We start from the raw sequence: 13,120 nt of genomic DNA, 5'->3' as shown, positions 1-13,120 counted from the left end.
CTAATTAACTATATGTTTAATTTAAACAAAATAATTCAGATTAAGCTTATTAAAAAAGAATCTTTCAGCAAATAAGCACATACGGCAATATGCCATGCCTGATATTTGCCGGTTTGCAGAATGCAAAAAACTTTTACCCCCAATCTGCAGTCAGACGTGATATAAACAGTGCAATTTATCGCCAAGACAAAATTGCTGTTATAAATTTTTAACTGCATTTGTGATAATAATCACAAGAAAGACTTTATATTTACATTAAATGTAACAATATATTAAATTATTTGTATATTAATTTTAACCTACATATCAAAATAAAGAGAAAAGCTATGTCAATCGATAGTATTTCCAATCGCATAAATATTAACACTGCTATTTTAAGGCAAGAGGATACAGCCTCTCACCAGGCCAGCTATGAAAAAGCCTCTACAGCAAAAAAAATCATTCTCGGCATTCTGACTTTAGGCTGTGCTGCTATTTATTTTGCAGTAAAAGAAAACAAACAAGAAGCCATAGCACAAGGAACAATCCAAAGCGTTAAAAATTTAAGACATGTTCTTGAAAATTTTACTCCCAATCAGGACGAAACAATTTCTCTTGTCATGAACGGTCTGCTTGTCAGCATTCATCAACGCGCCGACGATAACCGGCTTATCGCCAGAATTGACAATCAAGATATTGAACTTGAGCACACCGCAGAGCGGCTTAAAGAAAAACTTGAAGACGATATGGCTCAACACGTTAATTTTTATGGAAAAGACAACGTACTGTCCATGCTTAACGATTTAACGGATAACGATTCCACTCGCCCGCGCGTACGTCAGTTATATTCTCAGGCATTGATATCTGCTATCGGCATTCAAGAGCACGATCTTAGTTCTATAACTACACCGCTTTTAAAGTTATTTACCGAAATGGCCTTAAAAGAGCAGTTTTCCACCAAAGCAGAATTTGAAAAACTTTTTTATCCTTTATGCAATAACAATCTTATCAATACTGCCGACTGTCTTGATCTTATAAGCAGGTTTGAAACAGAACAAAAAGCGGATCCTAAAACAGTCACAGCAAAAGTAAGTTCTTTACCTACCCCCTCAAATCAAACGGATGCGCAAGAATTACAACAAAAACAGGCGGTACGCAATTTAGCTGCAGATTTAATCTATAACGAACGTACTTGGGATATTGATGCCAATGCTGATAATAAAGGGAAAAGATTACAGCTTGCTTTATATCAGAATGCAGACACTATAAGTAAAATTTTAAAAAACCGATCCGAGCTTGATGCGCTTATTCCAGAAATAAAAGAGCAAATCAACAATATCCTTGATACGATTGAAAATATTGAGCCATTCGGTAAAGATTCTGCAAAGATATCCGATGCTTTAAAATCGGATGAACGAGAAATTTACGAAGAAATTAAACATGATTATGACGTACAAAACAAGAAGGTAAAAGATTTAATTAATAATCTTAATGAAAACCAAATTAGTTTTTTAGTTAAAACCGCCATAACTCTGACTCCGCTATCCGAGTTTGCCGCAACGGAAGAAGCTATAGATAAAGAGATACAACACTTATCAGAAAATCTCCAGCGCACTATTTCAGAACAATTTGACGAAATCTGCGGCAATAGCGCTGCCTCAGATGCAGCGGATTACGATACCAAGACTCTTGACGAACTGCTGCAGACAAGCGGGACCGATCTTAACAGTGACGGTTACGGTAAATTCATGCGCGAGGTTATGAATTCATATTTTTCAGCTATACCTCCTATTGACCAAAGAGCTATGATTGCAGCAGGCGTACGCTACAGTACGGAAAACGCCGATCAGGGAGCCAAACTCGGTGCTTTGCTTAAAGGCGCAGGGCCAATCATGCAAAAGATGCTGCAGGGATTTAATACTGAAAGCATGAATGCCATCTTCCGTAATGCCCTGCAAGATATGAAAAGCAATCTCGCTCCGATAAATCCTACAATTATTCAGGCATATCTGCTTGACATGGTAGAAAAATCTCAAGGACGTATCGATAAAATCGAAATAACAAAATCATTAGGCGCAGCTTCGGTAGGTCAAGCATTATTATGCAAAATGTATACCAAAGATCACCCGGACGGAACTGACTGCGTTATTAAAATTTTGCGCCCGGATGCCAAATTAAGAGCGGAAAGAGAAAAGGCTATTTTCCAAGAAGCAGCAAAAAATATCCCCGGCATGACCACAACCTTTGCCGGACAATTAGAACGTATTATGTCAGAGCTTGATTTGACTATAGAGGCTGCAAACATCAAGGACGGAGCTATTTACGATCAAGGTTTTGCCACAGTAAAAAGCATGAAATTAAATCCTTTGGTAGAGCCGACAGCCAATACCATGGTACTGGAAAAAGCGCCGGGAATTACACTGGACCGATATTTAAGCGGTCTTGACGCAAAAATTCAAGAAGCTGTTGCTCCTAATATGCAGCAGACAGATACAGTGGAGATCCCCGACGAAAAGTTCTACCGTGAAACTACCAGCAAGGTTTTGGAAGATTTAAATAAAATTTATATAGATGTTGAGAAAAAACAGCAGTTTTTGATCAACTTAAGCAGCAAATGGGTATCCGAAGGTATCTACGGTGAAGGCTTTTATCACGGTGACTTGCATGCCGGAAATATGATGGTAGATGACAATATGCTGACCGTTATCGATTTCGGCAATGCAACTAAACTTACCTCTTCACAGCAAATACAGATAACTTTAATTGCGGCTGCAGCACTTAAACAGGATACGTCAAACTTCTTAAAAGGCTACCAGGAATTGTTAAGCCCTGAGGGGAAAATTGCTTTTGCAGCTAAAAAAAACCAAGTCAGTGAAATCATCGACAAAATTCTGCAAAAAGGCGAAGAAAGCGATACGGGAAAACGTATCGCCGTTGCTTTAACCGCCATACAAAAACTCGGTATTGAAGTACCGGCTCCGATATTTAATTTTTCGCAATGCCAATTAAGACTGCAGGCTGCGGTTGATTCCTTGAACGAAGCACTAAAACAAATAAAAGACAAAATGCTGGAAATTCTTCCTATCGGAGCCAAAGCAATGCCTCCTTATTTAACGTTATTATCAACGCTGCGTAGTTCTTCTGATTTATTTAAAGACGGCGTTAATACCGTTACTTCAAAACTTGTTATGTTAAAGTCAGCGCTACTTACCTATCGTGAAACGGCATCTACTGACAACGACAGCTGCTTTCTTATAAGTAAATTTTTAGAAAACATCAAGCAAGATCCTGAAGATGCTGTTACACCACAAGCTATTTGCGAAAGTTCAGTTCCTGATCTCAAAGAAATAAGAGAACAAATGATTGAATTAAAAAATAGTCCTTCTGCGGATGATGTCAGCCAAAAAGAACATCTGTTTAGCGAATACAGAAACAAACTTCTGCAATTTTATGAAAGTGAATGCGACAGATATATAAACCTTATCGGATCTTTAAAGCATAAGGAGCCGCTTGATTTTTGCGACTGCATGGGCGAAGTTATTTCACAAAACATGCGCAGCTCTTTAAGCCGCTTGGGCTTCTTTACTGCTTTACGCTACACATATTCTTAAAAAAGGGGCAAATGCCCCTTTTTTACGTTCTACTGTTGCTGTGTTACTTTGATTCCGCTTTGAACCAGCAGAGCATCCACTTTAGGCTTACGGCCTCTGAAAGCTATAAATGACTTCATCGGATCTTCTGCTCCTCCTGATGCCAATATATAATCACGAAAATCCGCGCCGGCCTCTTTATTAAAGATACCTTCCTCAATGAAGCGTCCGAAAGCATCCGCAGCCAGCACTTCCGCCCATTTATAGCTGTAATATCCTGCCGCGTATCCGCCTGCAAAAATATGCGAAAATCCGTTAGGGAAGCGACCGTTCTCATATTGAGGAACAACACTTACTTTTGATTTGACTTCATTTAAAATTTCGTAAATGCGTCCGCCTTTGTGCGGATCGTATTCTGCGTGAATTCTAAAATCAAAAATCGCAAATTCAAGCTGCCTAAGCATTGCCATAGCCGACTCAAAATTTTTAGCTGCAATCAAAGCATCAAGCTTCTCTTTAGGCAAATGCTCTCCCGTTCTGACATGACAGGACAGAAAATTAAGAACTTCTTCCTGCCAGGCAAAATTCTCATTAAACTGACTCGGTAACTCAACGGCATCCCAAGGTACTCCGTTAATTCCGGAAACGTCTGCGATATCAATACGCGTTAACAACTGATTTAACCCGTGCCCGAATTCGTGGAACAAAGTCACTACTTCATCATGCGTAAGTTCAGACTGTTTGCCGTTAACCGGAGGAGTAAAGTTACAAACAAGATATGTAACAGGAAGCTGCAAGCTGCCGTCAGCACGATAACGCCTGCTCATGCACTCATCCATCCAGGCGCCGCCGCGTTTTCCCTGACGGGCATACAGATCCATAAACAAAGTGCCGATCTTGCTGCCAAAATCATCATAAACGTCATAGCAGACTACATTCTCATTCCAGACATCCACACCAAGACGAGATCTAAAGGATATCGAGTAAATACGCTTGGCGCATTCAAAAAGACCGGCTATAACCTTATCAACAGGGAAATACGGACGCAGCTCTTCGGCATTATAGGAATATTTTTCCTGACGCAGCTTTTCGGAATAATAAGCGACATCCCACGGTTTTAAATCATCGCAGCCTAAACCTTTGGCATATTCTTTTAAGGTATTTACTTCCTCAAGACCCTGATTATGAGATTTATTTGCCAAATCATATAAAAAGCTTAAAACTTCATCATTGTTTTGCGCCATCTTAGTAGCAAGAGATAATGATGCGTAATCTTTAAAATCAAGAAGCCGGGCAAGCTCATGGCGTAAAGATAATATTTCTTCCATTACGGGCAAATTATCCCATTTGCCGGCATCAGGACCCACGTCGGAAGCGCGGGTATTGTATGCAATATACATTTCTTTACGCAGTTCCCGATTATCTGCGTAAGTTAATACCGGCAGATAAGACGGAATGTCCAAAGTAAAGACATACCCCTCAAGACCGCGCTTTTGTGCCTCGCTTTTAGCAAGATTCAAAGCGCCGCGCGGCAAACCGGCCAATTCTTTTTCATCTACGACGTTTTTGACATAGTTATTGGTTGCATCCAAAAGATTATTGGCAAAATCGGACTGCAGCTGCGACAGTCTTGCCGAAATTTCCCCAAAACGGCGCTGCTTGTCCTCAGGTAAATCAATACCCGACAATCTGAAATCACGTAAAGAATTTTCTACCGATTTACGCTGTGCTTTGGTTAATAAATTAAACTCATCGCTTTTGGCAATCTTCGTCAACGCGTCAAACAACGGACGATATTGTCCGGCCCAGGTTGAGTATTGGGCAATAAGCGGCAGACATTCATCATGGGCCGTTCTTAATTCTTGAGTATTGTTAACGGAATTTAAATGGGAAACGACCGACCATATTTTTGAAAAGCGATCATCAGCCTCCTCTATCGGAGCCATCAGATTATCCCATGTAGGATTATCTTTATTTTTTTCTACAACATTGATGATAACGTTCTTGCAATTTTCTACAGCACTTTCTACAGCCGGTTTTATATGTTCGGGCTTTACGGCGGAAAAAGCCGGAAGACCTACAATATGCATTAAAGGATTAAAATCTTTTTCCATTATTTAATTCCTTCTTTAAATCTTGATTAATGGTTAAGACTAACGGATCTAAAGTTAAGGATCAACGCCCAATATGCTAAGATTAAGTACTTCTTTTAGCAAAAATGCCGCTTGCGTTTATAATGATTATTGCGACAGGAAGAGCTTTATTTCGTATTAGATATCAGTACACCTTATAAACGGTGCTTTTTCTTTAGAGAACGTCATAAATGGAAGAGCATAATCAAAAAAATTTCGCGCCGATTCTTTCTAATCTAAAAAAAGAAATGGCCAAACAGGAAATAGACGCGATTCTTATTTCCCATGATGACGAATTTCTTTCTTTTGAACTGCAGGATGACAGTCAGTATCTTGCTTATGTAACCGGATTTACGGGATCTGCAGGTTTTGCCTGCATATCTGCCCATGATTTAACACGAAACGTCAAAGTTAAAAACGTCAAAACAAATGAAGATCTGCTGTTAAGTTGTCCTAATGCGGTATTTATTGACGGACGCTACAAAATACAGGTAACGGAGCAAACGGATCCCGAACTTTTTGATACTTTCAATTTCAGCGAAGTGTCTCCTGCCGACTGGCTGTGTGCGGTACTTGAAAGCGGACAAAGCGTAGGCGTTGATTTAAACCGCATCAGCTATGACTACTATTTAAAATTAAAAGAGCAGCTTAACTTTTTCGGTATTGAGCTTAAAGAGCTCAAATACAATCTTATTGATGCCGTATGGGAAGATCGACCCGAACATTTTTATTCAAAAGTAGAAATTTATCCTGATGAGTTTAACGGCTGCCCAAGTTTACAAAAGCGTCAGGCTTTATCAGAAGAGTTAAACCGTCGTGACATCGACGCAACCGTCATTCCGGATCCTGAAAGCGTCTGCTGGCTTTTAAATATCCGCGGACGTGACAGAAAAGGACTTCCCGTTATCAATAGCCGAGCCGTGGCTTACGCCAACGGAGCTCTTGAATGGTATGTTAACTTAAAGCACCTTGACGATGAGATTCAGGCAACACTTGAAGATCATTTCGGTCACGTGGATATCTTCAGCATAGACAGCTTTAATGATGTTTTAGAACGTTTATGCACCTCACAGGCAAAAGTTTATATTGACCCTAAAAACGCTAACGCCCACATTTTAAATTCCTTAAAAGAGGGCGGCGCTACCGTAATTGAGGGCTTGGGTTTATGCCAAATCCCTAAAGCCTGCAAAAATCCCGTGGAGATAGCAGGAGAAAGGCGCGCTCACATTAAAGACGGAATCGCCATGTGCCGTTTCCTTGCCTGGCTTGATGAACAGACTACCCCTGAAAGTAGTACCGACCTTGAAGCCTATCAAAGACGCGTTGCCGATATCGATGAGAAAATCATGTCGGATAAAGCTGAATCCTACCGTAAAATCGAAGGAGATTTTATTGAGCCTTCTTTTGATACCATTTCTGCTTTAGGACCTAACGCCGCCATGTGTCACTACAACCATCTTACGGCAAAGCACCCGCGCTCTTTAGGTAATGACGGTATGTATTTAATTGACAGCGGCGCTCATTATATTGAAGGTACTACCGATATTACCCGTACCGTGATGGTAGGGCCGAACGTCAGTCAAGAAGAAAAGCGCATGTACACTTTGGTCCTTAAGTGTCATATCGCACTTGCAACCACCATTTTCCCCAAAGGAACCACGGGGCTTCAGCTTGACGCAATCGCCCGCCGCAATTTATGGGACTACGGATTTGATTATGAGCACGGCACCGGCCATGGCGTAGGACACCTTTTATCAGTACACGAAGGTCCTGAAGTTATTTCTTCACGTCAATCATTAATACCGCTTGACGTCGGCATGGTGGTCTCAATTGAGCCGGGATATTACGCCACAGGTCTTTACGGAATAAGACTTGAAAACTTAGTGGTCGTTGAAAAATGCTCCGAGACCCATTTAGGTCACATGCTGCGTTTTTCACCGTTGACATTGGTGCCTTTTGATACAAGACTTATTTTAAGAGAAATGCTTACCAACAAAGAACGCGAATGGCTGAATGAATATCATCAGCGCGTTCATCAGGTAATCAAAAATGCCGGAACCACTCTTTCGGATATGGAAGTAAACTTCCTGACCAAAGCTACGGCACGCATCTGAGAAGGATCTGACATGCTCTTTTTGAAAAAAAGCTTACACGGAACCCTGTACAGCGCAACCAGGCTTCAGCAAATGCCCGTAATTGCGGTAAAAGCCGTCAATTACAACATTCTTGAAAGACCTGCTCACTTCAGGCAGAGAATGCTTGAACTTATATCTCAAGCCAAAAACCGGATCATGATGACGGTTTTATATCTTCAAGATGACGAAGCCGGAAGAGAAATCCTTGAGGCTCTTTATAAAGCACAGGAACGTAATCCTAAGCTTCATATCTGCATATACGTGGACTTTCATCGTGCACAGCGCGGTCTTATCGGTCAGGAGCAATCGCTTGGCAACAGCGCCCTTTACTATAAGATGGCTGAAAACAGTCCGCATCCTCCGGCAATTTACGGGGTTCCCGTAAAAAGACGTGAAATTTTCGGAGTCATGCATTTAAAAGGCTGCGTGTTTGACGACACCGTTTTATATTCAGGTGCCAGTATCAACGATGTTTACCTTGATAAAAACGGACGTTATCGTCTTGATCGCTATCATGAAATTCAGTCACAAGAATTAGCTGATACTTTGTGTTCTTATACCACTTCCGCCTTTCATATTAATTTTGCGGTACAAGACTTCTCCCAGGGGAAAGTAAAGAGCGCAAAAGAAATAAGCGAAGAGATAAGACAGCTTCAGCATCACCTGACAAAAACCCAGTACACGTTTAAAAATAATCGTCTGCACAATGACGAAGTCGGAATCACCCCGCTCGTCGGTTTAGGGAAAAAGGGAAATATTCTAAATAAAACCGTTTTATGGCTTTTATCAAGCGCCAAAAACAATCTCTTTATCTGTACTCCTTATTTCAATCCGCCTAAAATCCTGCAGCAGGCCCTTGAAGCTGCTTTAATGCGCGGCGTAAAAATTACCTTAGTGGTAGGGGATAAAGTGGCTAATGATTTTTATTTAAAGCCTGAAGAAAAATTCTCCCCTATAGGTGCTGTCCCTTATATTTACGAACAAAATCTGCGTGCCTTTATCATCAAGTTCCAAAATCTTATCGAAAAAGGGCAGCTTAAAGTAATGCTATGGAAAAACGGCAGCAACACATATCACTTAAAAGGAATTTTTGCCGATAGAAGCCTTGCTCTTATTACCGGAAACAATTTAAACCCGAGAGCTTGGAGCCTTGATTTGGAAAACGGACTTTTAGTCCACGATCCGCATCATCTGATGCAGGAAAAGTTCGGACATGAGCAGCAATATATTTTAAAACACACCACTCAAATCATGTCTGAAAAAGATCTGGATGATTTCAGTCAATATCCTGAGCAGGTAAGAAAACTTTTAACCAAAGTAAAGCGTTTTAAGGCATCTATTTTTATCAAACAGCTGCTTTAAAACAAGGATTGGTTCTGACATGTCGTGGAAAGCCAAACTTATTGTCTTTACCATTTGCATCTACTTCACGTCGGCAAGTTACACAATGATTGTGCCTTTCTTGCCGCTATATCTGCTGGAGCTTGGTGCAAACCAAAACAATATTGAATTTTGGACCGCAGTAATTTTTTCCGTCAGTTTTTTAGTCGGCGGCGTAATGGCTCCTCTGTGGGGCAAGCTTGCCGATAAAAAAGGGCAGAAAAGCATGTCGGTACGATCATCTGCCATGCTGTGTCTTGCATACCTTAGCGGCGGAATTGTCGTCTCGCCGCTGCAGCTTTTAGGCATGCGTATCCTTCAAGGTTTTGCCAACGGCTATCTGCCGTCAATTTTGTCACGCGTGTCCTCTTTCTCCCCGTCTGATAAATTAGGTTCATCTTTAGGCTTCATCCAATCATCGCAGCTTGTCGGAACCGTAAGCGGACCTTTAATCGGCGGAGTCCTCGCACATCTGTTCGGCATGCGATCTTCATTCTTCATCGCCGGAGCTTTTTTACTTATCGTGTTTCTGGTGACGGCTCTTGTTCCCGGTGAAGAAGTCGTAAAAAGTAACGACAAACAAGAAAAATCCTCAATCGTCGCTGATTTTAAATTCACCGTCCAAGATAAAAATTTACGAGAGCTTTTATCACTGTTTTTCCTTTTCTCGCTTGTCATGCTCGCGATTCAGCCGATTTTGTCATTGTATGTCGGTGAACTTATCGACTCCTATGAAGACATGGCCTTCTATGCCGGCATCGCCTGCTCCTTACCTTCATTTGTCGGAGCTTTCACGGCTCCTTTTTGGGGAAGCTTCGGGCAAAGACGCGGCTTTTACCTTTCTATGTCATGCGCGTTTTTCGGCGCGGCCTTTTTCTTATTTATCCAGGGATTTGCCCAATCCATCATGTATCTTTTCGTGACCGGTGCGGGAATGGGACTATTTATCGTCGGCATTGTTCCGAGCATCAATGCGGCATTATCCCTTGCCACCACTCCGCAATTTCGCGGCCGCGGTTTCGGCATGATGACGATGGCCGGACAATTCGGATGCATGTTAGGACCGCTGTTATCAGGTGCCGTTGTTCATACTTTCTCGCTTAACGTACAGTTTCATATCTCCGGCGCTTTTTTATTTTTAATGAGTTTTTATACCTTCAGGCGTCATATTCATTTAAAACGCAGCCGCAGAAATAAATTTAAAAAGCAAGGATAAGTGACCATGATTACTTCTGACGCTCAAATTAAAAATATTGATGTCAGTAATCTTAAAGGTGTCGGACCTAAGATTTCTTCAAGTCTTAACCGGCTTAAGATCTTCTCTTTATTTGATTTGATTTTTCACTTTCCTTTTCGCTATCAGGATCGAACCTTTATCAGTAAGGTAAGCGACCTTACAACAGACAGCAAAACCGTTTTACTATGTTTAAAAGTCAAAGCGGTGGAAGGATTTGTCGGTTCTCGCGGTAAGGTATTGAAAATTCTCTTTGCCGACGATACGGGAGTTATCGAGGCAAGTTTTTTTAATACTTACGCAACTTTCGTACATAACTTTACATCAGGAAGACGCGTTCTTGCCTACGGCAGCATCAAACCTGATTATATGACGGGGCGTCCGAGTCTCGTTCATCCCGAGATTACCTTCCTGCAAACGGATGAAGAGATTGTTACCGAAGAATTTTTAACCCCGATTTACCCCTCAACCGAGGGACTTGGTCAAGCTATTTTACGTAAAACGATAAAAACCGCTTTGGATCTTATTCACAAAGCCCCTTTACCTGAAATTCTGCCCAAGAACTTAAATCCTTACGGGATAAGTTTAAATGATGCTATAAACGACGTTCATTATCCGCATCCACAAAGCGATCATGCGCCGCTACTGCCGCAAAACTTAACGGCTTTTGAACGGATTTGTTACGAAGAGCTTATCGCCTATCAATTGTGCCTATTGCTTTTAAAAGTAAGCAACAGCTCGCACAAAGCAGCTTTAAGCATAACTTTCAATGCTGAGCTTAGCGATAACTTCCTTAAAAGTTTGTCTTTTAAACCGACCTCGGCACAGCTTAGAGTTTTTAACGAAATTCTTGATGACTTAAAAAAAGAGGTACCGATGGCTCGTCTGGTACACGGAGATGTCGGCTCCGGCAAAACTTTAGTGGCTATCATGAGTGCTCTGCAAGTAATAAAAGCAGGAGGACAATGCGTTTTGCTTTCTCCTACCGACATTCTTGCAAGACAGCACTTTGCCAAATGTTCAGCCCTGCTAAAAGCGTTTAACGTAAACTGCGTGCTTTTAACCGCATCCGAGCGTAAAAGCGATCGTTTAAACCTATTAAAATCTATAAGTGACGGCAGCGCCCAATTTATCATCGGTACACATGCGGTGTTTCAGGATGATGTAATCTATAAGCATCTTGCTCTTGTCATTATTGATGAACAGCATCGTTTCGGCATTGAACAGCGTGTCGCTTTATTAAACAAAGCACCGCAAGGGACATCCGCCCATCAGCTTGTAATGACGGCAACTCCAATCCCGAGGACTCTGCAGCTTGCCTTATATTCGGATTTGGATGTTTCAACTATTGATGAACTGCCACCAGGCCGCTCACCTATTATCACCGCTTTAATTCATATGACGCGTAAAGACGACGTTATAGCAAGACTAAACGCCGTATGCTGCCGCGGGACGCAGGCGTATTGGGTCTGTCCTCATATCGAAGAAGGCGAAGATGACGATATTGCTTCAGCAAAAAACGTTTATGAAGAACTTTCACATAAACTGCCACATCTTAAAATCGGCCTTTTGCACGGACAAATGAATTCCAAACAAAAAAACATAGTCATGGAAGAATTTGCCGCAGGCAAAATAAGCATTTTGGTGGCAACTACCATTATTGAAGTTGGTGTAGATGTTCCCAACGCCACCATAATGATTATTAATAACGCCGAAAGACTCGGACTTGCTCAGCTGCACCAGCTGCGCGGACGAGTCGGCAGAGGTTCCGCGCAATCTTATTGTCTGCTTTTGCATAACGCAGATCCTGAAAATCAAATTGCGCAAAAACGCCTACAAATCATGCGAACCTCAAACGACGGTTTTAGAATCGCCACTGAAGATCTGGCACTAAGAGGTCCGGGCGAAATTATCGGTACAAAGCAAGCCGGATTTGATACTTTTAAAGTCGCGGACGTAACTCGCGATCACCGCCTCATTGAGAGTGCACGCAATAGTGCTTTATACTTAAAAGAAAATGAGATTAAAGCCGCCGAAGACTTGATACGGCGCTGGTTTCCCCAATATTTAACTGCAAGAGACGACAAAAACGATGGTCATTCCGTATCGCAGAGCTCATAAAAAATCATTGCTTTCCCGTTTAATAAAATGGGCAGCAATATTGGCGATTTTTCTTGCCGTCGTTTTCTCCGTGCTGATTTTTCTATTTAACGGCAACAAAGTAAAAGAACCTTTAACGGATTTTATTAATAATAAACTGGGAACTGATTTTGCTGTAAGCTCAGTTGAGTTCTCGCCTTTATACCCTAATACCATCAAGCTTATTAAGCCGTCTTTTAACGATATACTTAGTGCTGATGAAATTTATCTTGAAGTTGATTTAAAAACCGTTCTTACGGACAAAGTCTTAGCTATAAGCGATCTTTACATTAAAAATCTGCGTTTTAAATCCAATGCCTCGGAATTTTTGCAGCAAAAAATCAACGCATTAAAATTTGATGTCGTAAAGATTGCCGCTTTGCGTATTGACGGTACTCCTACGCACGCATACGGAATAAAAGCCGACAATTCAAGAATTCGTTTATATGACATTACCTTAAATAAAGATTTAGCCTATACGGTAAAAGAAGGAAACCTTTCTTTTAATAAAGGTTCATTTTCAAATCTGCC

General features: G+C 41.3%; 7 protein-coding genes. 6 read left to right on the top strand and 1 reads right to left on the bottom strand.

Annotated features, from left to right (window positions below; genetic code table 11):
- Window positions 1-326: 326 nt before the first annotated feature.
- On the top strand, window positions 327-3,590 hold the full coding sequence (locus QZ019_RS01685; protein WP_295481869.1) for an AarF/UbiB family protein: 3,264 nt from the start codon (window positions 327-329) through the stop codon (window positions 3,588-3,590).
- 29 nt (window positions 3,591-3,619) lie between these two features.
- Here the strand turns inward: QZ019_RS01685 and prlC are convergent, their stop codons facing one another.
- Complete coding sequence (gene prlC / locus QZ019_RS01680; protein WP_295481867.1) at window positions 3,620-5,683, bottom strand: oligopeptidase A; 2,064 nt, start codon at window positions 5,681-5,683, stop codon at window positions 3,620-3,622.
- A 209-nt stretch (window positions 5,684-5,892) separates the two neighbouring features.
- On the opposite strand from prlC, the gene QZ019_RS01675 reads away from it, so the two are divergent.
- From QZ019_RS01675 to QZ019_RS01655, 5 genes are all read left to right on the top strand, one after another.
- Window positions 5,893-7,815, top strand: a complete 1,923-nt coding sequence (locus tag QZ019_RS01675; protein WP_294564092.1) for an aminopeptidase P family protein — start codon at window positions 5,893-5,895, stop codon at window positions 7,813-7,815.
- 12 nt (window positions 7,816-7,827) lie between these two features.
- Complete coding sequence (pssA, locus tag QZ019_RS01670; protein ID WP_294564097.1) at window positions 7,828-9,198, top strand: CDP-diacylglycerol--serine O-phosphatidyltransferase; 1,371 nt, start codon at window positions 7,828-7,830, stop codon at window positions 9,196-9,198.
- A 19-nt stretch (window positions 9,199-9,217) separates the two neighbouring features.
- Window positions 9,218-10,432: an MFS transporter gene (locus tag QZ019_RS01665; protein WP_294564100.1), complete on the top strand. Its 1,215-nt coding sequence runs from the start codon at window positions 9,218-9,220 to the stop codon at window positions 10,430-10,432.
- 6 nt (window positions 10,433-10,438) lie between these two features.
- Complete coding sequence (gene recG / locus QZ019_RS01660; RefSeq protein ID WP_295481864.1) at window positions 10,439-12,571, top strand: ATP-dependent DNA helicase RecG; 2,133 nt, start codon at window positions 10,439-10,441, stop codon at window positions 12,569-12,571.
- A partial coding sequence (locus QZ019_RS01655) for a hypothetical protein (RefSeq protein ID WP_295481863.1) occupies window positions 12,543-13,120 on the top strand: 578 nt, incomplete at its 3' end. The genes recG and QZ019_RS01655, both read left to right, overlap by 29 nt.

The organism is uncultured Succinatimonas sp. (genome assembly GCF_905203285.1).
Taxonomy (GTDB): domain Bacteria; phylum Pseudomonadota; class Gammaproteobacteria; order Enterobacterales; family Succinivibrionaceae; genus Succinatimonas.
The sequence above is the reverse complement of the archived record's forward strand: the minus strand, read 5'-3'. Positions and strand labels throughout refer to the sequence as shown.